The sequence below is a fragment of the Nocardioides insulae DSM 17944 genome (assembly GCF_000422825.1).
In the GTDB taxonomy this organism is placed as follows: Bacteria; Actinomycetota; Actinomycetes; order Propionibacteriales; family Nocardioidaceae; genus Nocardioides; species Nocardioides insulae.
Map to the genome: position 1 here is coordinate 482,238 of NZ_KE383928.1, position 20,736 is coordinate 502,973.

Annotated in this window: 17 protein-coding genes and 1 tRNA gene; 4 read left to right on the forward strand and 14 right to left on the reverse strand. The window is 70.2% G+C overall.

Going from position 1 to position 20,736, the window contains the following annotated elements; all coding sequences use genetic code 11:
• Positions 1-164: 164 nt before the first annotated feature.
• From G515_RS0112475 to G515_RS0112495, 5 genes are all read right to left on the reverse strand, one after another.
• Positions 165-1,814 carry a cyclic nucleotide-binding domain-containing protein gene (locus G515_RS0112475; protein ID WP_028660388.1) on the reverse strand — a complete coding sequence of 550 codons (1,650 nt, stop codon included), beginning with the start codon at positions 1,812-1,814 and terminating at the stop codon, positions 165-167.
• Positions 1,811-3,565 carry a D-arabinono-1,4-lactone oxidase gene (locus G515_RS0112480; RefSeq protein ID WP_028660389.1) on the reverse strand — a complete coding sequence of 585 codons (1,755 nt, stop codon included), beginning with the start codon at positions 3,563-3,565 and terminating at the stop codon, positions 1,811-1,813. Before G515_RS0112480 ends, G515_RS0112475 begins: the two co-directional genes overlap by 4 nt.
• Positions 3,562-7,170, reverse strand: coding sequence for an adenylate/guanylate cyclase domain-containing protein (locus G515_RS0112485; protein WP_028660390.1), 3,609 nt, complete (start codon positions 7,168-7,170; stop codon positions 3,562-3,564). The genes G515_RS0112480 and G515_RS0112485 overlap by 4 nt, the downstream gene beginning before the upstream one ends.
• Before the next feature lie 107 nt (positions 7,171-7,277).
• Positions 7,278-9,140: a hypothetical protein gene (locus tag G515_RS0112490; RefSeq protein WP_028660391.1), complete on the reverse strand. Its 1,863-nt coding sequence runs from the start codon at positions 9,138-9,140 to the stop codon at positions 7,278-7,280.
• Positions 9,137-9,559: a cyclic nucleotide-binding domain-containing protein gene (locus tag G515_RS0112495; protein ID WP_028660392.1), complete on the reverse strand. Its 423-nt coding sequence runs from the start codon at positions 9,557-9,559 to the stop codon at positions 9,137-9,139. Before G515_RS0112495 ends, G515_RS0112490 begins: the two co-directional genes overlap by 4 nt.
• Positions 9,560-9,638: 79 nt before the next feature.
• On the opposite strand from G515_RS0112495, the gene G515_RS0112500 reads away from it, so the two are divergent.
• The gene (locus G515_RS0112500) at positions 9,639-11,432 is read left to right on the forward strand and encodes an HD domain-containing protein (RefSeq protein WP_036555494.1); all 1,794 of its coding nucleotides are present in this window, start codon (positions 9,639-9,641) and stop codon (positions 11,430-11,432) included.
• Positions 11,433-11,480: 48 nt separating this feature from the next.
• Here G515_RS0112500 and G515_RS0112505 read toward each other — a convergent pair whose 3' ends face one another.
• The 3 genes from G515_RS0112505 to G515_RS21270 form a co-directional block, all read right to left on the reverse strand.
• Entirely contained in the window at positions 11,481-11,999 is a 519-nt protein-coding gene (locus G515_RS0112505; protein WP_028660394.1) for a hypothetical protein, read from the reverse strand.
• Between the two features lie 392 nt (positions 12,000-12,391).
• Complete coding sequence (locus G515_RS23100; RefSeq protein WP_084653527.1) at positions 12,392-12,679, reverse strand: GntR family transcriptional regulator; 288 nt, start codon at positions 12,677-12,679, stop codon at positions 12,392-12,394.
• A gap of 197 nt (positions 12,680-12,876) precedes the next feature.
• A complete protein-coding gene (locus G515_RS21270) occupies positions 12,877-13,470 on the reverse strand; it encodes a hypothetical protein (RefSeq protein WP_036555495.1) in 594 nt (197 codons plus the stop codon).
• A 132-nt stretch (positions 13,471-13,602) separates the two neighbouring features.
• On the opposite strand from G515_RS21270, the gene G515_RS0112520 reads away from it, so the two are divergent.
• Positions 13,603-14,205 (forward strand): TetR/AcrR family transcriptional regulator, encoded by a 603-nt coding sequence (locus G515_RS0112520; RefSeq protein ID WP_036555496.1) that lies wholly within the window; start codon positions 13,603-13,605, stop codon positions 14,203-14,205.
• 135 nt (positions 14,206-14,340) lie between these two features.
• Here the strand turns inward: G515_RS0112520 and G515_RS0112525 are convergent, their stop codons facing one another.
• The 3 genes from G515_RS0112525 to G515_RS0112535 form a co-directional block, all read right to left on the reverse strand.
• On the reverse strand, positions 14,341-15,303 hold the full coding sequence (locus G515_RS0112525) for a DUF7064 domain-containing protein (RefSeq protein ID WP_028660396.1): 963 nt from the start codon (positions 15,301-15,303) through the stop codon (positions 14,341-14,343).
• A 44-nt stretch (positions 15,304-15,347) separates the two neighbouring features.
• Positions 15,348-16,382 carry a phosphotransferase family protein gene (locus tag G515_RS21275; RefSeq protein WP_051218344.1) on the reverse strand — a complete coding sequence of 345 codons (1,035 nt, stop codon included), beginning with the start codon at positions 16,380-16,382 and terminating at the stop codon, positions 15,348-15,350.
• A gap of 233 nt (positions 16,383-16,615) precedes the next feature.
• Positions 16,616-17,695, reverse strand: coding sequence for a TIGR03857 family LLM class F420-dependent oxidoreductase (locus G515_RS0112535; protein ID WP_211221024.1), 1,080 nt, complete (start codon positions 17,693-17,695; stop codon positions 16,616-16,618).
• 342 nt (positions 17,696-18,037) lie between these two features.
• Here G515_RS0112535 and G515_RS0112540 point away from each other — a divergent pair.
• Positions 18,038-18,111, forward strand: a tRNA-Asp gene (locus tag G515_RS0112540).
• A 132-nt stretch (positions 18,112-18,243) separates the two neighbouring features.
• Positions 18,244-18,594, forward strand: coding sequence for a metallopeptidase family protein (locus G515_RS0112545; protein WP_028660398.1), 351 nt, complete (start codon positions 18,244-18,246; stop codon positions 18,592-18,594).
• 32 nt (positions 18,595-18,626) lie between these two features.
• Here the strand turns inward: G515_RS0112545 and crcB are convergent, their stop codons facing one another.
• The 3 genes from crcB to G515_RS21280 form a co-directional block, all read right to left on the reverse strand.
• Complete coding sequence (gene crcB / locus G515_RS0112550; protein ID WP_028660399.1) at positions 18,627-19,007, reverse strand: fluoride efflux transporter CrcB; 381 nt, start codon at positions 19,005-19,007, stop codon at positions 18,627-18,629.
• Complete coding sequence (locus G515_RS0112555; RefSeq protein WP_245565380.1) at positions 19,004-19,429, reverse strand: FluC/FEX family fluoride channel; 426 nt, start codon at positions 19,427-19,429, stop codon at positions 19,004-19,006. Before G515_RS0112555 ends, crcB begins: the two co-directional genes overlap by 4 nt.
• A gap of 238 nt (positions 19,430-19,667) precedes the next feature.
• The gene (locus G515_RS21280; RefSeq protein WP_051218345.1) at positions 19,668-20,639 is read right to left on the reverse strand and encodes an ATP-binding protein; all 972 of its coding nucleotides are present in this window, start codon (positions 20,637-20,639) and stop codon (positions 19,668-19,670) included.
• Between the last annotated feature and the right edge of the window lie 97 nt (positions 20,640-20,736).

A 20,736-nucleotide genomic window follows, 5' to 3' on the forward strand; every position in this document is an offset into this window, starting at 1 on the left:
GCTGATCACGCCGGGGGGACGAAGCCGAGCCGACTCAAGAGCATGGCGTTGTCCGACCGTACGGCAACGACATCGAGTGCTGGGACGCGCCGCGGCGTCGGGCTGAAGCGCCGACCGACCCGCGCGGCGGGGGCTGGCCCGCGATCGGGATCGGCGACCCCCGTTCATCCACGCCCCGGGCCCGAGTAGCGGTAGTGCTCCGCGGCCTCCTCGGCGCGCCGTACCGCGTCCGTCGTCCCGAGAACGGCGGTGAGGAAGGGCACCCGCTGCAGGACATCGACCTCCAGCTCGGACGTCGCTCGCACGGTGGCCGTCCGCGGAACGTCTCGGAGCAGGGCCAGCTCGCCGAAGAAGTCGCCAGGACCGAGTTCGCGGATGTGTTCGCCGCCCATGAGCACCGCTGCGTGACCGGAGACCACGATGTAGAAGTCTTCGCCGGTCTCGCCCTCGCGGATCACGGTGTGCCCGGCCGGGACGGTCGCCATCCGGACGCTCCTTGCCAGCCGTTCCAGCACGCGACCCGAGAGGATCGAAAGGAACGGCACCTGGGACATCCTGGCGAGCGGTGCGGCAGGCACCGCCGCCTCCGCGTCGAGGCGGCGCATGGTCGGCAGGGCCAGCAGCGCCACCACCGGCAGCAGCACACCGGCAGCCAGGAGAGCGCCCTGCGGCCCGAACAGCAACACCAGCCCGGGAGCGATCGCCGTACCCGCGGCGATTCCGGTCATCATCACCGCCTCGTTCACGCCGAAGACCGCGGTGAGCTGAGCGTCCGGAAGGGCACGCTGGACCAACGACCTCAAGGCCACGTCGAAGAAGAGCTTTCCTCCTCCGCAGAGAGCGAGCATGGCGAAGGCGAGCACCACGACGGGTGCGGATCCGGCGATGGACAAGGGGACGCCGGCCACGACCGCGCCGAGCAGGACGGCAGATGCCAGCCGCCGCCGTCCGACCAGGAGGACCGCCAGACCTGCGCCGGCCAGAGCTCCGATCCCCATCGAGGCGTTGAGTACGCCTGGTCCTCCGAGGCCCATGTCGAGGACGTCGAGAGCGAGCACCACGAGCAGGATATCGATGAGCCCGACGAGGAGGTACTCCGCTGCGACGACCAGGAGCAACAGCCGCGCGGCGGGCGCCCTGACCACGATCTGCAGCGTCGAGGGCTGCGGCGGCCCGCGGTGGGGCGGTCGGAGCCGCGGCCTCCTGGTCAGGAACAGGCACCCGACGCAGCTCAGCGCCGTCAGACCAGCAAGCACGAGGAGGACACCGCCCGGCCCGAGGGTCACGATGAGCAGCCCGCTCAGCAGCGGGCCCAGGAAGACGGCGACGGCCTCCATGGTGCCGGACGCAGCGTTGCCCCCCGTCAGCACCGCGGTGGAGGCCGAGATCTCCGGCAGCAGCGCGTTGTGCACGGGCCTGGTCAGTGTGACGGCGAACGCCGCCAGCGCTGCGCTCACCGCCACCGCCGGATAGCCGGCCTCCGCAAGCAGCATGCATCCGCACACCGTGAACGCCGCCGTCTGCACCGCATAGCCCGTCGCCAGGGCACCTGCACGGGTCATCCGCGCGAGGAGGCTCGCGCCCACCGGGGCGAGCAGCGCGGCGGGGATAAGTTGCACAAGTCCCATCACGCTCGCAGCACGCACCCCACCGCGGTCGAACGCCCAGACGAGCAGGCAGATGTAGCTGGCCCACTCGGCGATGTTGAAGGCCAGGTACGCCACGAGCGCGCGGCGCAGATCGCGGTTGCTCAAAGCCCGCCGCACCACCGTGAGGCGGGACTCGTGCGCCCCGATGAGCTCGTAACCGGTCACCGGCGGATGCCGAGGTGCGATCGCCAGTAGTCGGTGACGAAGACCTGGTCGGGATCCCACTCCTGGCGAAGTTGCATGAAGTCGTCGAACCTCGGGTAGGCCGAGGCCAGGTAGGCCGCACCGAAGTCAGGATCCTCGCCCGCGGGGAGGTACTTGCCCCAGTGGGGGCGGTAGGCGTATTGCCCCAGCACCTCATCGGCCCAGAATTGCGGGTAGAACGTCTGGTCGGGAGGGGTCGCGCTGCGGCCGAAGTAGTAGAGGTCGACGCGCACGACGTCGGTGCCGTAGGACGGGCTGAGCCAGAAGTCACTGGCCTTCGCGCCGTAGATCTCGCAGGCATAGGTGCCGGTGCGGGTATAGCCCCCGCCGGCGTAGAACTCGCGCAGCGTGGTCATCACCTGTTGTGCTCGATCGATGGGGATCCAGAGCTCGGTGAACACGGTGGGCATGAGGTCGTCGGAGATCTGGTTGTCCATCGGCAGCCCGGTCCAGGCATGGTCCCAGAACCGCTGAGGCTGTCCGCGCTGCGCTCCGAGCTTGTCCTTGTCGAGGGTGAGGAACAACTTGTTCATGATGATCGGCGACCACTTCTGCTCGAAGACCCCTTCGTTCTCGAAGGTCTCGGTGAAGATCCGCTCGCACAGCCCACCGGCGGAGCGGTGGCCCAGGAGCGTGAAGTAGAGGCCGACCAGGACCTGCTGGAGGTCCTGGTTCAGCAGGAACATCCCGAGGACCTTCAGCCTGTCCTCGTCCGTCTCGGCCTGGAGGATCTCGGTGAGCTGCCGAGCCAGATCGACGCCCGTCGCGCCGAGTCGGGTCGCGTCGGCCCGGTACCGCTTCTCGAGCTCCGGCCAGTGCCGCTCGAGGCTGGACAGCAGGCGCGTCCACATGTGCCAGCCCTCGATCAGCGCCTCTGCCAATCCGGCCACGTCGAAGTAGGACCCCAGCTCCTGGTACGGCTGGGGCGCGCCCTTCGGGAACGGCCCGGAGAGCGGCTCGGCCCGCCACAGCGCCACGCGACCGACCTCGCGCTGCGGCCACCAGGTGAGCCGGGTGTAGTCGGTGCTGCGCAGGAATCCGGCCAGCGACGGCTTGTCGCCCGCACCCGGGCCGAACAGGTCGACGGCGCAGTCGGCCTCCGTCGTCACGGACTCCTGACCGATGATCTGGAAGGCATTCGCCCGGGTGAAGGTGACATCGGTGACCACCCCCAGCAGGCCGAGGGACACGCCTGCCGCATAGAAGGGATTGTCGGCGCGCGGCGGGCTCGGGGCGTCGGAGGTGAGGTGATGAACCTGCCCGGTCGCGTCGACCAGCGTGATCGCCGCGATCTGGCTCTCCAGGGCATGGGTGAGCGAGCCACCCGACGACCCGGTGGACAGGAAGCCGCCGACGGTCTGGTGGGTGATCCCCCCGGTGTCCGCCAGGCCCAGACCGGCGGCCGTCATCTGGCCCAGCAGCGAGTTCGCGACGGTCGAGGCAGGGTCGCGTGGATCGGGGCCCAAGTGGCAGCCCGCCTGCGCGGTGATGCCGCCGGAGGACATCGTCACGGCGGTCATCCGGTCCAACCGGACGTTGAGGCCGGTCGGGGCTGGGGTGCCGATCGCGGCAGGCACGGAGTGACCCGAGCCGAGCACCCGAAGCTGCCGCCCGGTGCTCGTCGCGTAGGTCGTCAGTGCCTGTACATCGGTGAGTTCGGCAGGGTGGTAGCACCCATCGGCGCCGAGCGGCAGGGGCGGGGTCGAGCTCATGCGGCCTCCTCCGAGCTGTCCAGACTCGCCAGCGCCGCTCGGGCGTCGTCGGCATCCATCCGCATCAGGCAGTCGTCGAAGATCCGCGCGGCGCGTTGCAGATCGCCCGCCGATCCGGTGAAGCGGCCTCGGTCGAGCAACGCCAGCGCGGCGGCGTACGGCGCCTCCAGCTCGGTCGCGGCGGCCAGCGCCGCATTCCACGCCTTGAGCGCCTTGCCCTCCTCGCCGGTCAGCCAGGCGGCAGTGCCCTCCAGTTGCCGCGCCCAGGCCCGCGCGAGCGGCACCGTCTTGGCCAGGCGGCGCGCGTCCTTGACTGCGGCCTTGGCCGTCATCACCGCCTGCCGCCTCTGCGCGTCCTCGCTCGTCTCCACCTTGCAGAGCCAGGCCTGGGCACGGCGTAGGACGGGGTAGGCGACGCTGTAACCGCGTAGCCCGTACTCCTTGATGTAGCCGTCGGCCTCGTCGAGTCGTGCGAGAGCTTCGTCGAGGAGCCCCTCGCGCCGGTCGCACACGGCCAGGTCGGCGAGGACCTCCGACACGGAGTTCCAGGAGGGGATGGTGAGATAGGTGGCCAGCGAGTCCTCGAGGTACGCGCGAGCCTCGTCGATGGTGCCCAGCGAGGAGCCGATGAAGCCGAGGTTCTGTCCCCCCCAGGCCACCAGCATCGAGTCGTTGCTGTTCAGACCGTCGCTGTAGACATGCTTCCCGCGCTCCTGCGCGAGCCGGATGTCGCCGGTCATTCGGGCGAACTGGATGCCCATCGCCGAGCAGGCGTTCTCCTTGCGGATGTCGCCGATCCTGCGGTACGCCTGCGCGCCCCGCTCGGTCACGGAGTTGGCCTTGGTGATCAGACCTTCGTACGACGCCCGGTGTGCCTCCCCGAGCAGGGCGTAGGCGATCGAACGGGGATCGTCGAGGCCCTCGGCGATCCTGGTCGCCCGGCGGACGTAGCTCGCTCCCCAGCGGGTGAGGCCGACGGTGTACAGCACGATCGCGACACCGACGGCTCCGTTGACGATGTCCGCCCGGGCACCGCTGCGCTCCGCGTTGTTGAGGCTCAGCAGGACGTCGAGCACGAACCGTTCAGGGTCGAGGAAGAAGTCCATCCAGCCGAGCAGGTCGGCGAGCGCGCACCGCTCGGTCAGGACGGCTGCGGTGTGCTCGTCCCGCTTGCGCCGCCACGCCTGCGGGCGGAGCACGTGCCACAGTTGCACCAGGGCCTGCCGGACGATCGCCCGTCGGAGCCCGCCCCGGGTCGATGGGTAGCTCGTGCCGAGCAGCCGGGAGGCCTCCTGGGCATGCTCGATGGCCCGGCCATGCTGACCCATCCGGAAGAGCGCATCGGCCACCTTGCGCTCGAGCCGGGCCCGTTCGAGTGGATCCCATCGATCGCCGAAGGCGCGCCCGTAGGCCTCGATGGCCTGCTGGTACTGCGCGAGAGCCACCGAGTCGGCTGCTACCCGGCTCGCGTTGTCAGCGGCTCGGAGCAGGTGCTCCTGCGCCTTGTCCCACCGTTCGGCAGCCGCGTAGTGGTAGGCGAGGATCCCGGCGAACTCGTCGAGACGGTCGTGGAACATCTTCTCCACGGACTCCGCGACCTGCCGGTGCAGCCGACGTCGAGCCTCGAGGAGGACGCTGTCGTAGGTCGCCTCCTGCACGAGTGCGTGCGTGAAGGCGAATTCCAGTTCGGGATCGTTGCGTCGTTCTCGGATCAGCTCGACGAGCGTGAGGTGGCGTACGTCGTCGGCGAGATCGGCATCCGGATCGGCGAGCGCCTCCAGGATCCGGTAGAGGAAGGTGCGGCCGATGACCGCGGCCACCTTGAGCACCCGCTTGACCTCGTCGTCGAGCCGGTCGATGCGGGCGCTGATGGCGGCCTGTACGGAGTCGGGGATAGCGATCTCGCGGGGGTCGGCGTGCAGTCGCCAGGCACGCGCGCCGTGGTCACGCACCAGGCTCCCCTCGGCGGCGAGGGCGCGGACCATCTCCTCCGCGTAGAAGGGATTGCCCTCCGCCCGCTCGACGATGCGTTGCCGTAGCGCGTGCTGTCCATCCCCGGTGAGCAGGCCGTCGAGTAGCTCGAGGCCGTCGTGGTCGCTCAACGGGCGGAGGCGTACCTCGGTGAAGCAGTCCGAGAACTGCTCGAGTGCCAGGCTCCTCAACGAGGCCACCGGGCTGTGCTGCTCCGGGCGGGCCACCCCCAGCACGAGCACCGGACGTGTCCGGACCAGCGGCATCAGATGCTTGAGGAGCTCCACCGACGCGGGGTCTGCCCAATGCAGGTCTTCGAAGACCAGGACCACGGGGCCCTTGGCGGCGAGCCGGTCGACGAGTTCGCGCACCGCGCGGAAGACGGCCGCGCCGCTGCCTTGGTTGTCGAGATAGCGCACCCGGTCATCGAGGTCGTCCGGGACGGGCAGTCCGAGCAGGATCAAGAGGTACGGCACGATCTGTGCGGCCCGTTCGGGAGCCACGTCGGTGACCGCCTCGCGGAGCCGGAGCGTCACGTCGTCGGCCGCATCCCCTTCGGAGACCCCGAGCCAACGGCGCAGCATGTCCTGGAAGGGCCAGTAACCCAGCGACTCGCCGAAGGACAACGAACGCCCCTCCAGCCACAGCGGTGCCAGACCGGCAGAGCCGGGGGTCGCGACCCGACCCAGCAGCTCGCCGAGCAGCCGGGTCTTGCCCAGCCCGGGTTCGCCGACCAGGCTCACCAACCCACCAGTGCCGCTGCCCAGCGCGGCGCACCGGCGCGTCAACAGGTCGAGTTCCGCGGCGCGACCCACGAATCGGGTCTGCGCGAAGGTGTCGGCGCGGGGCGTGGTCGCGGAGACGGTCCGGCCGGCGGCCAGCCGCACGCTCACCGGCTCCTTGATGCCTTTGACCTGACGGCTGCCCTGATCGCTCCAGCGGAAAGCCGGGCCGGCCAGACGCGCCGTGGTGTCGGTGGCGAGCACCTGGCCTGCGCCGGACAGGCTCATGACTCGCGCGGCCAGGTTGGTCGTGTCGCCGATGGCGGTGTAGTCCATGCGCCTGCCGTCGCCGATGGCGCCCACGACGACGACACCGGTGTTGAGACCGATCCGCACGGGCAGGTCGGTGAGATGGATCCCGCCTGCGCGGATGTCTGCGCGCCGCAGTTCCTCCTGCAGGTCCAGAGCGGCGTGCACGCCGCGGCGGGCGTGGTCCTCGTGGGCGATCGGCGCACCGAACAGCGCCATGAACCCGTCGCCCAGGAACTGGTTGATCGTCCCTTCGTAGCGGTGGACGGCCCTGGCCGCCGCCTCGAAGAGAGAGTCGAGCACGGTGTGCATCGCGTCCGCGCCGACCCTGGAGGCGAGCTCGGTGGATCCGATCAGGTCGGCGAACAGCACGGTGACCTGCTTGCGCTCACCCTCCAGGGCGAAGGGCGAGGTGAGCACCTCGTCGGTGAGGTGCCGGGGGGTGTACGCCGCCGCGAGTCGCCTGCTCGCGTCCCCGGGGGACGTCGTCCAACCGTCCCGCGGTACGTCGGGCGCGCCGCCGTCCAGGGCCAGGGCAGCGCCACATGAGGAGCAGAAGCGCGCACTCCGGCTGATGGTCGCACCGCACGCCGAACAGGTCATGGTCACCGCCTCGCTGCGAGCAGGAGCGCCGCAGGCGCCAGCGGGCTGAACCGCCGAGCTTGTCAGGTCCGGCTCTCCCGGAGTCCTCGGTGGGCCCGGTCTGAGGTTCATCGTGTCACCCACCGCGCGGTCTCCGCTACGGCCGGATCCGGATCATCGACCCAGGCGCCGGCGATCTCCGCTGCGGCATCTCGGAGGACGACGGGTGCGGCGTAGAGCGCGCAGACCCGCAGCCACGGCTCGGCCCACCAGCCCTCGGGGTCGGCGACCAACTCCCGAATCTGGTCGGAGAGGTCGTCGGGTCGCCTCGGTGCAGGGTCGCCGAGGCGGGTCCGGCGCTCGTCCTCGTCGAGCGTCGGGTCGACCAGGGCGACCACCATCCGGGCGGACCGCCCACAGGTCACCTCGATCATCTCCAGTGCGATGCCGCGATCGTGCTCGACCGTGGACGCAAGCGCGGCGACCGCTCGGACCATCGGCTCCCGTCCGTGGGCGCGCGCGAGCGATTCCGTGACGCGTTGCGCGCAGGCGTCGATCTCGTCGCGCAGGGCGCTCCGCAGCGGCTGCAGTGCGGCGGCCCCGTCGAGACCGTCCAGTACCTGGAGCACCCGGCGTACCCGGGTGGCCTCGGTCAGCAGGTCGGCCCGGAGTTCGTGCCCGGCTTCAGGAGCCGGATCCGCGGGGCTCATCCCCCACGGCTGCACCGGGGTCCATGGGGGGGTGCCGAGGAGTTCCCGCAGGCCGGCGCCGTACTCCCGATAGGCCCACCAGCCGAGGGCCACCCACGTCGCGGCCACCAGCAGGGTGATCAGCTCGACGACGCGGACGTCCAGCCCCAACGCCTGCTGGAGCAGCAGGAAGACCCCGGTCAGACCCAGAGCGAGTGGCACGCCCGCCCCCTCCACGGCCGTCTGGGCGCGCAGCCGTGCCGTTGCGGGCAGCGCCTGGTAGGTCGCATTGATCGAGGTCCGGGTCATGCCGTCGGTGAGCGCGATGTCGAGGATCTGCTGCACGCACACGATGACGAAGAAGGCGGTGACCTGGGTCCCGCTGCCGTAGCCGATGAGGGTTCCGGCCGCGACTGCGAGGACCACCGCGAGCGGATTGGCGACCAGGCCGAAGCCCACCCCCCATCGGGTCAGCAGCCGCCCGGCGAACACGACCACGAACACGATGGACACCACATTGATGAGGGCGCCGAAGAGTCCCTGGAACCGTGCCAGGTCCGCGGCGTCGGGATAGCGGACCGATGCCTGTTCCCAGACCAGGAAGTCGAGCAATTGGGTGGCCGCCGCGGACAACACCTGGTATCCGAAGACGACCAGGACCAGGCGGCTCCGGACCAGAGCGCGGGCCGTGCTGCGGGGACCCGGCCCGGCGACGGGTGGTGCCGGTGCGGCGCGCAACTCGGTGGGGAATCGACGGGAGGTCTCCGCCACCAGGATCAGCAGGCACAGCCCGGAGGCGACATCGATCCCGAGAAGGTGCACCGGCCCGCCGAACGGTCCGACCAGCAGCGCCGCCGCCAGCCCGCCGACGGCGAAGCCGACCGAGAAGCCCGCGACCACCCGGGGCAGGTGGGCCTTCATCTGCCGGACGTCGAGAAGTCGACCGGCCTGGCTGCCGATGAGGACGAATCCCACCGGGATGATGAGGGGGAACAGCACCAACAGCGGGAACGTCGCCCAGAGACCGTCGAAGAGCGCCAGCCCCGCCCAGGCGAGGGCCACCACGACGACGTACGCAGCCAGCACGCTCCCCGCCAGCCGCGCCAGCGTGAGACGGGACTGCGCGCGCCGCATCGCGGCAGAGACGCCGATCCCTGCCACCGCCACCGTCAGGTAGGCGTAGGGGAGGGCTTCCGCGCCGTACTCGGCGAGGAAGAGTGCGCTCGCCGGCACCACCAGGAAGGCGACCATCACCCCGAGGAGGGTCGTCTGGCCGGCGAGAAGCAGCAGCCGAGGCCTCATCCGTTCGCGGGCGGGCGATGGGTCTCGCGGATTCGACGCACCAACTCGGTGATCACTCCCAGAGCGATCTCGGGACGTGTCCGGACCGCCTCGTCGAAGGCGGGCTTGGTCAGCCGGAACGCCGTCACCGGGTCCAGTGCGGTCACGGTCGCGGTCCGCGGTCGGGGATCGAGCGCAGCGAGCTCACCGACCACCGACCCGTCGCCCATCTCCACGACCCGATCGACCCGCGTCACCTGGACCCGGCCGCGCACGACGACGAAGAGCCAGTCCTCGATATCGCCTTCGTGCATCAACACCTCGCCCTTGGCGAAGGAGACCTCGTCCAGCACCCCCGCGACACCGGCCAGCACCCGGTCGGGGGTGGCGGAGAACAGCGCGACCCGGCGGAGGTGGGCCACCCGCTCCACGGTGAGCATGTCCTGATGCTAGGGGAGCGCGGGCGTAACCGTCGGGAATTCGCCCATGGCATCCGCCGGTTCCGACACACTGAGGGTCATGGAGCAGCGTGGGCCGTCCGCAGCAGACTCCCGACCACGCGCCCGAGTCATCCGCGACCCGGTGCTCGGGTACGTCGAGGTGATGGGCGAACTCGACGCCCTGGTACGGGCTCCGGAGGTGCAGCGGCTGCGGAACGTCGCGCAGAACTCGCGGGCCGTCGTGCGGTACCCCTCCATGGGCGGCTCCCGGTTCGAACACGCCCTCGGGACGATGCATCTGGCGGTTCGGGGCTGGCGCTCGAGCTGGCGCAACACGGTCGCGCCGGACGGCTGCACGCCTGGTGCGACGAGGGACGCCTTCCGCCACGACGTGATCACCTCCTTGCGGGAGCTGGACCCCGCGGTGCTCGACCCGCGCACCGCGGCTCTGGTGGAAGCGGGCGAGACCACCGACGCCGAGGACACCGAGCTGTGGCAGGACTTCGAGCACGTGATCGGCCTCGTGGTGGGTGCGGTGGGCCTCGTGCACGACCTCGGTCATCCGCCGTTCTCCCACATCCTCGAGCCGTTCTACGAGGCGCATGCCTCAGCGATACTCGGCGAGGATCAGCTGCGGTCGTTCTCCGAGTACCGCGCCGACGCGTCCGGGCGCGTCCAGTTCCACGAGTGGGCCGGGCTGCGCATCTTCGACGCGATCGACGGGTCCGTGTTCGAGTGGCTGCCGCGGACACTGATCCGGCGGGTGCTCTCGGACCGTTCCGAGACAGGCTGGGCCTCCAGCCTGCATCACCTGATCGACGGACAGTTCGACGTCGACCGACTCGACTATCTCGTGCGCGATGCGGTCAACAGCGGCACCGAGTTCGGGGCGATCGACGTCGATCGACTGCTGCACAGCCTCGAACTGCACCGTGCCGAGGGCGGCTGGAGGATCGGGCTGGGCGCCCGGGCCGTGTCCGCCTTCGAGACGCTCCTGGTGCAACGGGCACAGCAGTACCGCTGGGTCGTCCATCACTACGCCGTCGTAGCGGCCGACGCCGCCCTGGAGCATGCCGTTCGCAACGTCTACGAACTGACCCGGGGCGCCTCCGCAGCCTCACCCGATCTCGACTATCTCTCCGCGGCGGGGAACGGCCACCGGGCAGGGGATCGCGTCAGCGACGACCACGATTGCTTCGCCTGGCTGCGCCGATCTCGGCCCGCGCTCGAGGCGCTCGTTGCGTCCTCCGAGGAGCCGGCGGTGACTCTGAAGGCACGGGCCACGCTCGCCCTGCTCGCCGTGTGCGACTCGTTCTCGCTCTCACCCGTGCCCGCCTGGCGCAACTATCAGGAGTTCCTGGCCCGGGCCGACCAGAACCGCGCGACGGTGTCCCGGCTGATCGAGGCACTCCCGATCGGGGGACCTACCGACGCAGCGCACCCGCGCAACCCCGCCAGCCGGGATGCCGTGACCGCGCTGCTCCGTGAGCTCCCGGCCCGGCTGAACGCGGCATTGGATCACCGGCTCGCGGCCGAGGGCGTACCGGGGAGGCTCCACCACGTCGAGGAGCTCCTCGACCGGGTGCACCCGGTGGTGCCGGTCTGCGGCGGTCCGGGCACGTGGCTGGTCGTTCGGGTGCCCTTCCTGGCCCTCGACGAGGACTTCGCCCGCGTGTGGCGAGGTGACGAGGAGGTCGCCCTGAGCGAGGTCAGCCCCTTTCCGCTGGCGCTCACTGCGATCGAGGTCATGCGGCCCCGCTACTTCGTCTACTTCGTGCCGTTCGACGCCGCTCCGGTCGACGCGACGAAGCATCAGCGTCGCGAGGTCGGGCGCCTGTTCTTCGAGGCACTGGCGTACCCCTCCCGCCACTGACGCGGGCCGCGATGATGCCCTGTGGTCGGCATCCGTTGCCGGCGCGGTTCACCGCGCCTTGCGGGTGTCCTTCCCCTCGGCGAAGTCCGTGAAGTCCGTGAAGTCCTTGAAGCCCTGCATGTCCGCGTGCGACGGCCGACGTGAAAGGCGTGCCGGGTCAGCGAGCACCTGGGCCCCCTCTCCCGCGGAGGGTGATCGATCGAGTCGATGTCTCTGATGAGGGGAGCCCGTCCTTCGGTGCCGTCCCGGGGGATGTCGGAGTGGCTCGGCGATGGAGCCCTCCTCGCCGGGGCCGAGTCGGGACAGGCGTCGGAGCCACCAGAAGCAGAATCCGCCCAGAAGCGCGGTCAGTCCGAGGAGTACGCCGGTCTCGCCACTGCAAGGCCCAGAATGGCTGCCCGGGTGGGCGACGACCTCCTGCTGGTAGCCCTCCTGGGCCAGCCGGTCGAAGCAGGCGGCGACCTGTGGGTTCGGGGATCCCCCGGGGTCGGGGAGACAGTGCTCCACCCAGGTCGGGAAGGTCGCGACGCCCTTGCCGGCGGCGTTGACGGTGGCGCTGTCGAGCACCCACCCGCCGTAGTCGTGGTGGCGGACCTGGAGCGTGTCGACCGGCTCGCCCGGCCCGCTCGCCTGGAGCCCGTGCAGGGCGGGTTCCGACCTCGAGTGCGCGAGCGATCAGGGGTGCGCCCCAGCAGACGCCGACGTCGCCGGGAAGGACCCAGAGCACCACGACCCCTGCGAGATACAGGAACCGGTCGCCGTCCGCGGACCCGAGCCGGTCGAGGAACGTCTCGACGTCCGCGGCGTAGAGGTCGGCGATCCTCGGGCCGCTGACCGCGAGCGCGAGCAGGACGGCGTACACGATGGCCATCTGGAGCCGGAACTGGCGCCATGCCAGCCAGATCATCGGAGCACCTCCAGGTTCGGGCGAGCCGGGCGGGCCGATGTGCGAGCGTCGGTCATCTAGGCCAGGACCAGGTCCTCGAGGGCGAGGCTGCCGACCGTCCAGCGGGGATCGCGCACGGGTTGATCGGTGCGGACCAGATACGTCGACTGCCGGTCGGTGTGGCGGGCCGAGACCTCAGCACGGTGTTGGGGTTGATCGCCAGGTCGGCGACCACGTCCTTGACCGTCGGCAGCTGATCGCCATCCTCGAGGAGGCCGAGTCGGAGCGCGTTGCGGACCTGCTGGACGAGCTGCTGGTACGGCGAGACGCCGGAGCGCGGGTCCAGATGGAATTCGATCATCGCTCTCACTCCATTGGACTGGGCTCCTAGCACTAAAGGCTTGGGCTTGAGGGGCGTCAACCATCGATTCGACGTACCGCGGCGAGCATCGCGCCGCGGTACGTCGACGCAGCGCTCGGGACCGGATGCCCCCGGTCAAAGGGTCACGCCGGGGTCGCAACTCCGGTCAGCGGGTCGTTCGGGTGCGACGTGTCGGGCTACCACGCGAAGACGACGACGGCGACGAGGCCGAGGCCGAGTAGGAGGTCGAGGCTGAAGCACGCCTCGGCCAGTGAGCGCGGTACGGCGATCCGCCGGTGGTGGTGGATCGCGTCCCAGATGGCATGGGAGGCCAGCACGAGGCCGGCCAGGACTACGCCGGCGCGCGGGTCGAGGCTCAGGGCGAGCACGGCGAGCAGGCCGATCGCGGCGAACGCCGCCGCTTGAGCGAGAAGGACAGCGTCGGGACGCTCGCGGCGTAGGGCGACGACCACCAGGATCAGCGACCCGAGGGCCAGTCCGGCCCACCACGGCATCCCCATCACTTCGCTGAGGACGACCACGAGTGAGGATCCGGGTATGGCGACCCAGGCGACCCAGGGTCGACCGGAGGCTGCGGCAGCGAGGTAGCACCACGCCGCTGCGGTGGCACCGATGGCCAGGGTGTCCCGACTTGCGGCCCCCGTGATCAGGAGCAGGGTCGCGGTGCCCAGTCCCAGTACGGTCGGCCACCCCTTGAGCCAGCCTTGGGTGTGGCGGTCGCCGCCCGCGGCGACGGGAGGCGTCGAGGTGCTGTGCAGAGAGTGCGCCATGGGTTCCTGCCTTTCCTGCGGAGTGTGGCCGAGGGGAAAGTGGGAGTCGGTGAGGCGCGCGATTTGTGAACGCGCGTTCATGAACGCTAGTTCACCTATGATGTCTCGTCAACGGCAATTGAAAGGTCCCCGATGGCACCTCGACCACCCACCGACACCGAGGCATTGCGCGGCTCGTTGCTGGAACACGCCCGCGCTGTGATCGCCCGCGATGGAGTGGACGGGCTGACCATGCGGTCCCTGGCCGGCCAGGCAGGCACGGCAGTCGGGATGTCGTACAAGGCGTTCGCCTCGCGCGATGAGTTGCTTCGCGAGCTGACTCGGTCCTCGCTGCATGAGCTGGCCGCCCAGATCGAAGAGTGGGCTGCACGACCGGGCGGGGCGCTCGCCGACCGGTTGATGGAGTTCGCCGACCTGCAATCTGCCTCGGATGCGCCCGCTCTCGTGGCGCACCTCGGCCATGACTCACGTGGCGGCCAGATCCTCCAGAAGGCCGTCGATGACGGCGCGACCCGATCGTGGGCGACGGTCATGACCGAATTCCTCCGCGCGGGGCAGCAGCGAGGGACCGTGCGCGGCGACGTCGATGTCGAGGCGTTCGGCTTCTTCATCACCGCCGCGCTCCACTACGTGCTCGTGACGGACAGGCCGTTCCTTGCTCCCGACCGCACCACCCTCGAGCAGTACGTCACCGGCATCGCCGCCCAGATCGAGGTCGGACCAACTCGCAGCTGAGTCCGGCCCTCTCCGCTGATCGTGCCCCGACGTCGCGGCGCCGAAGCCCCGCACTCCCGACCCGCCACCGGTGGCGGGTCGGGAGTCCGGGACCGGGCTCGCCGCATTCGGCGATGGCCGGCCGGAGGGGGGCGGTCAGTGGATCTCGCCGTCAGGTCCGAGGAGGCACTCCCACTCGATCCAGCCACGGCCGGTCCGGCCGTCGGCGGTGGTGAAGTCGGCCATCGCCCGGACGAAATGAGCGGGTGTGCCCTCAGGTGAGATGAGGAGGAGGTTGCCGTAGGCGGTCGGCTCCACGGTGACCTCGACCCCGGCCTCGTCGAGGCGGAACGACGCCGCGCGCATCCGGCCGTCCCCGTCGTAGTCGGCGACCCAGTCGCCCTGGCTGAGGTCGACCAGACGCTCGCCCCGCTGCCAGTAGCCGCGCGCCCAGACCCCTCCGCGGCCCACGGCGGAGTGGGTCCGGCTTCCGTCGTCGAGCCAGAACGCGTTCCACATCCACGAGTTGGCCCACCAGTCCCGGTTGCCCCAGGAGTGGTCACGCTGGCCGTTGCCGACGAAGGGGAACTCCTCACCTGTCACCGTGATGGTGCCGGTGACGCGGCAGGGGATCTCGTAACGGTCGGCGAGACCTGGCCAGCGGTAGTCCAGCCCTGTCGTCGTCCAGGTCAGATCCGCGGTCACCTGGATCGGCTCCCCCTGCTCGCCGCGGAGGATCGCACCCTCATCGGGGAAGGTCTGGGCGGTTCCGTCGAAGGTGATGGCGTACTCCTGCAGAGGATCCTTCACGTCGAACGTCGCGGTGTAGGCGGGTGTGGTGACGGTGGCCGAGGTGCCCTCATGGGCCAGCGGCGGAGCCTCCTGGGTGGACAGGATGATCGAGGGGCGGCCGGGGCGGGCGATGACCAGGGAGACCATGCTGGTGCCGAGGTTGCGGGTGTCGCCGACCCGGATGTAGAAGCCGAGGGCGCCATCGTCGGTGATGCCGTCGAGGTAGTAGCTCTCACTCCACAGCGGAACCGCGGGATCCTCGGGATGGGGTCCCTCGTCGGCCGGGTCGACGCGGAGGGATGGTGCCGTCTGGATCGAGTCGCGCACGTGCTGACCTTTCTTCGGGAGTCGGCTCTGCTGAGGTCCGGAGTTCAGTCGAGGAACCGGACGGAATCGTGGTCGCGCGCCGCCGCGATCGCCCGCGAGGCCATCGTGGTGAACATGGCGTCGCCGCGGTCGGTCCTCTTGACCAGCACCGCCGAGACGACCGCCATCCACAGGGAGAACCACACGTGGCACTGGTAGTCCTGCCAGCACTGCTCGAAGGAGTAGTCCGTGATCCCTGCTGCCACCAGATCCTGGTGGTAGCTCCGGAGCAGATCGGTCTCATGGAGGCGCCGAGCGGCGGGCGGGAACGACGTGGTGATGAAGTAGGCGACGTCGATCATCGGGGATCCGGCCTGCGCGGTCTGCCAGTCGACGACCGTCGCCGTGTCGGTGCCGGGATCGAACAGCAGATTGTCGAGCCGGAAGTCCCCGTGGACCAGGGCCCGAGGGGTCGCGTTAGCTGCGCGTCGACGATAGGTCTCGGCACGGGCGAAGAAGGCCCGGGCGGGGAGGGTGAACTCCTCGGTGTCGTGCTGCGGGTAGCGCCGCAGGTACTCGTCGAGCAGGGGCTGGTAGTCGGGTGCCTCGCCCTCGGCCTCCTGCGGAGTCGCCAGCCACCCGAGGGAGGAGAGGTCACCTCGGTTCCACGTCTCCCGGTGAAGGCGGCCGGCCTGGTCGAGTGCGGCGCGTGCCTGCGCCAGGGTGCTGCTCCCCAACTGGTCGCCCTGGACGGCAGGCGCGAGGTCGCCCATCACCAGCGCGAAGTCGACCCCCGTGTCATCGACCTCCGCGTGATGGCAGGTCGGGACGTTGACCGAGAGCATCGGCGCGATCTCGGAATAGAACCGCACCTCGCGCAGGTAGGTGAGGAGGTTGGCGCTGGTGGCCCTGCTCACCTCGTCCTCGGAGGTCAGCTTGGCGATCAGCGAGCGAGGGGTGCCACCGGCGGTGAAAGCGACCCGGTAGGTGTCGGCCACCTGACCCGTGCCCACCGGCGTCGCGGTGACGTCGGCGATGTGGTTTTCGGGAAGCTCCAGCAAACCGGCCAGCCACGTGCTGTTGACCTCAGTGACACGCAATGTCCAACGCCCCTATCCGCAAGGATGCGCCCGGTGCCCGGTCGCGCCCGATAATCCGGCCATTCGCGGAATTGGGCGAAATGTGCCGAATATATGAGAAATGCCCCTGTTGCGCGCTCGAACGTACAGTGACGGACGTCACGCGTCAAGGTGATATCTCGGCACTCGTCCTGACGGAAAAGTGCATTTCGTCAATTGTCGGAAATTGCCCTCGTCGACTCGTGCCTGACACGTCACGCGGTGACTGCCGCTGACGCGCTTGCGCGTCCATGTCGGCGAACGGCGCGGTAGGCGTCCACGACGGGAGCCAGTTCCTCGGGGGTCGCGCCATGCATGATGACCCCGTCCACGCCGAGATCGAACTGGGCGTCGACGGCGGCCGCGCACTCCTGCGAGGTGCCGATCGCGGCCGAGGCCAGCCACTCCTCGGGGAGGAGTGAACCGATGTGCTCGAGTTGTGCCGGGGTGGCCAGTGAGTCGATCGGACCTCGGATCGACCGGACCGTGGGGTCGGCGCGAAACCGCTCCAGCGGGGCTGGGTCCCAGTCGTTCGTGGCGACCAGGAGGTCGCCGTACCCCTGGAGATAGCCGGCGAGCCGGCCGGTCGTCTTGAGCAGGAACGTCTCCTCGGGGAGGTCGTTGCGGACCGTGGCGTAGCACGACCAGATGCGGACCGACGCCGGGTCCCGCCCGATGCGCTCGCACTCCTCGCGCACGGTCTGGACGCAGCGCCGCGTGGTCTCGTCGGAGAAGAAGGTGTGCAGGACGACGGCGTCGAAGGCGCGGGCGGCCAGCTTGAGGGTGTTCGGGCCGAAGGCGGTGATGAGAAGCGGAACCCCCTGTGACGGCGCCGGTGAGACTCGGAGCAGCGGCCAGGAGCCGGCCGGACCCTGATGGTCCTGGATCACCTCACCGTCGCAGAGTCGGCGGATGAGGTGGGCGAAGTCCTCCAGTTGCGCCGTGGTTGCCATCCGCAGGCCCATCGGGCGGAGCATCAGGTCGATGCCGCGTCCGATGCCGAGGGTGTACCGGCCGCCGGTCAGGGCCTGCATGGTCGCGCCGTGCGCGGCGGTCACCAGTGGGTGCCGGGTGTTGAAGTTCGTGACCCCGGTGGCGATGCCGATCGAGGTCGACGTCGCGCCGAGGGCGCCCGTGATCGTGAAACTCTCCTTGACATTGAGGCGCTCGGAGAGGAAAGCGGTGCCCAGGCCGAGTTCCTCGGCATCCCTCACCTCGTTGATCGCATCTCGCGGATTGAGGGATCCGCCCGCGAGCGCATAGAAACCCAATTCGGGCAGGGGTGAGGCAGGCACCTTGATCTCTCCTCGTCGACGAGATGAATTGATACTCCGTGATCTGGGGAAATCGAAGCCAATCACGTTTCGACGCCAACCTAATGCTCGGTGCTCGGGCATTGTCAATCGTTTGCGGGGTTATGGATACGAGTCCGATCGCGTCGATCCGCCGACGCTTCCGCCCGGTCCGCCGGGTCCTTCTCGAGGTCGTGAGGTGGAGGGATCCGGTGGCGGGCGTCGACAGCGTCGGGGCCGAGGATCCACTCGAGGGCGGCGTCGTACGGCGGAGGTGCGGCCCCGATTGGTGGTTCCGGCAGGGCGTGGGTTACTGTTTCACCGCTTCGCAAGGAGCACACGCAAGGCCCCGTAGCGCAGTTGGTTAGCGCGCCGCCCTGTCACGGCGGAGGCCGCGGGTTCGAGTCCCGTCGGGGTCGCAGCTGAGAGGCTCAGGTCGATGACCTGAGCCTCTCACTCATTTCCCGCCCTAGGGGAGTGGGCGGGCTCGGCAGGCGGTCACGGCCGGCGCACCCTCGGGTGCGCTGGGCTCGCCCCGGCACAATGGTCGGGTGCCGATCGAGATCCCGCCCGAGCGCTTCGACGCGCTGGTCGACAACGCCCTCGACACGATCCCGGACGAGCTCGCCCGGCTGGTGAAGAACCTCGTGGTCCTGGTGGAGGACGAGCCCGCCGAGGGGGAGCCGCCGGATCTGCTCGGGCTCTACGACGGACTACCGCTCGGCGTCGATCCCCAGGGTGGCGAGCTCCCTGCGCGCATCTTCGTCTTCCGCGGCCCGCTGATGGACTTCGTCGACTCCGAGGAGGAGTTGGTCGAGGAGGTGCGCATCACCGTCGTCCACGAGGTCGCCCACCACTTCGGCATCGACGACGCCCGCCTGCACGAGCTCGGCTACGCCTGATCGCCCGGTCCGCTGGCACCCGCCGGCCGAGATCAGCCGAGATCGGCCAGCGTCAGCCCGACCCACCAGCCCGAGGAGCAGGCGGCCAGGCCGACGGCCAGGGACAGGGCGACGTTGAGGACGGCCTGGGCCCAGGCGCGGCGCTCGGCCAGGAGGACGGTCTCGTAGGCGAAGGTCGAGTACGTCGTCAGCGCGCCGCAGAAGCCGGTGCCGACCAGGGTGAGGACCCAGCCGGCCAGGGCGCCGCCCGCCGCGGCTCCGGCCGCCAGGCCGAGGATCAGCGAGCCGAGCACGTTCACCACGAACACGCCCCACGGCAGCCCGGTCCCGTGCCGCGCTTGCACCCAGCGGTCGACGGCCCACCGGGCGGGGGCGCCGACCGCTCCGCCGGCGAGCACGAGCAGCACGGTCATCGCGGGGAGCCTCTCCGGGGTGCGGGCCGATGAGTGGCCCGAGCGCCGAGCTGCCGACCCAGCAGCACGCCCGCGAGGGCCGCGAGGAGGCCGAGCGCGATCGTCGCAGCGAGGTAGGCGAACGCCGTGGGCGGTGAGGCCAGCAACATCGCGTGCAGGTCGAACATAGCCGTGGAGAAGGTGGTGTAGCCGCCGAGCACCCCCACCCCCAGCAGCGGCCGGGGCCAGTGCCGATGCGCCCAGACGGTGGCCAGCAGGCCCATCAGGATCCCCAGCAGCAGCGACCCGCTGAGGTTGGCCAGCACGGTGGACCACGCGAAGGAGCCGTCCTCATGCGGAAGGGCGACCGTCAGTGCGTAGCGCGCCAGGGACCCGAGGGCGCCGCCCAGCGCGACCAGCGCCAGCGTCCTGCGATGAGTCACGCGCAGCAGCCTAGGAGAGTGCTGACCAGGGCGGGCGAGCGCGAGGGGGCCGGCGTACGACGGCGAGGCCGCCGAGGTGCAGGGCATGACGGGTCGACACGACCGGGGCGAACGCTGCCGGCTGCACCCGTCGTCGCGTGCCGCGCGGATCCTCCAGCGGGCTCCGGGGAGACGATGGCGCGAGACGGCGCGCCGCAGCCGCGGATCGTCCAACGGGCTCCGACGCAGGGTGTGGCCGTCAGTGTGCGGCGTGGCGACGGGCGGGCGTGGTGTCGAACCAGGGAGTCGGCCGTGCGCCACGTGCCTGCCGGACGTACTCGCCGAGGAACCAGTGCTGGAAGGCGCGTTGTTCGGGGGTGCGGGCGAGCGCCAGGAGACGCTCCTGCCGGCAGAACTCGTCGGCGAGGTCCAGCAGGTCGATGAAACGCTGCACGCTCCCGGCTGCCTCCCGCGGCATCCGCACATGCAGATCCGCGACGCTGCGGGCCCCCGCGAGCGCGGCGTCCGAGGCGGTGATCCCCAGGCCGCCGCGAAGCTGTCGCTCCAGGGCACCGAACAGGTCGGACAGGGACTTGGCCAGGGGGTAGTCGACCTCGTGGGCGAGGGCGAGCAGACGGACCTCGCGGCGTAGCTCGCGGAAGTGCTGCTGGAAGCCGATGTAGAGCGGTAGCGGGATGCCCAGGACGGCGACCTCGACGCGGTCGACCAGGTCAGGACGCGCGCCGGGCAGTGCGGGGTCGAGGCCGGTGACGACGCCCTCGACGCCGTCGTCCTCGCTGATCTCGGCCGCCGGGGAGAACCAGACCACCTTGCCGGTCGACTCGATGTCGGCGCCCCAGGCGTCGGCGGCGCGCGCGACGATGGCGAGGCCGCGGCCGAAGGTGAGCAGCGCGGCGTCGTCCACGGGGGAGTCGGGGTCGAAGGCGTCCAGATCGAAGGCGTCCAGGTCGGATTCGCCGGGTAGCTCGGGGGGTTCGGTCGAGCTGTCGAAGACCTCGACCCGCGGGTGCTCACGGGTGCCGCGCAGGCGCAGCTCGATCGGCTCCGCCCCGTGCAGGAGGGCATTGGTCACCAGCTCGGAGACGCCGAGCTCGGCGGCCTCGGCGAGATCCGCCCGGCCCAACCCCCGGCAGGCGTCGACGACCCACCGGCGCGCCTGCTGCACGCCGCCCGGGCCGGAACCCAGGGCGAGGGTGGGTGGGGTGTGCACGTGAGATCTCCGAGGGGGTGAAGAGCGGACTGAGTCCGGTATACCCCGCGGCCTCACCGGCAAAACCGGCTCATCTTGGGTATCTGTTGAGACCTCA

Excerpts from the sequence above, each read along its gene's own strand:
- G515_RS0112485 (WP_028660390.1), bottom strand. The coding sequence starts at position 7,170 with ATGACCTGTTCGGCGTGCGGTGCGACCATCAGCCGGAGTGCGCGCTTC.
- G515_RS21270 (WP_036555495.1), bottom strand. The coding sequence starts at position 13,470 with ATGGCGCACTCTCTGCACAGCACCTCGACGCCTCCCGTCGCCGCGGGC.
- G515_RS23100 (WP_084653527.1), bottom strand. The coding sequence starts at position 12,679 with ATGATCGAATTCCATCTGGACCCGCGCTCCGGCGTCTCGCCGTACCAG.
- G515_RS0112500 (WP_036555494.1), top strand. The coding sequence starts at position 9,639 with ATGGAGCAGCGTGGGCCGTCCGCAGCAGACTCCCGACCACGCGCCCGA.
- G515_RS0112495 (WP_028660392.1), bottom strand. The coding sequence starts at position 9,559 with ATGCTCACCGTGGAGCGGGTGGCCCACCTCCGCCGGGTCGCGCTGTTC.
- G515_RS0112490 (WP_028660391.1), bottom strand. The coding sequence starts at position 9,140 with ATGAGGCCTCGGCTGCTGCTTCTCGCCGGCCAGACGACCCTCCTCGGG.
- G515_RS0112480 (WP_028660389.1), bottom strand. The coding sequence starts at position 3,565 with ATGAGCTCGACCCCGCCCCTGCCGCTCGGCGCCGATGGGTGCTACCAC.
- crcB (WP_028660399.1), bottom strand. The coding sequence starts at position 19,007 with ATGACCGTGCTGCTCGTGCTCGCCGGCGGAGCGGTCGGCGCCCCCGCC.
- G515_RS0112520 (WP_036555496.1), top strand. The coding sequence starts at position 13,603 with ATGGCACCTCGACCACCCACCGACACCGAGGCATTGCGCGGCTCGTTG.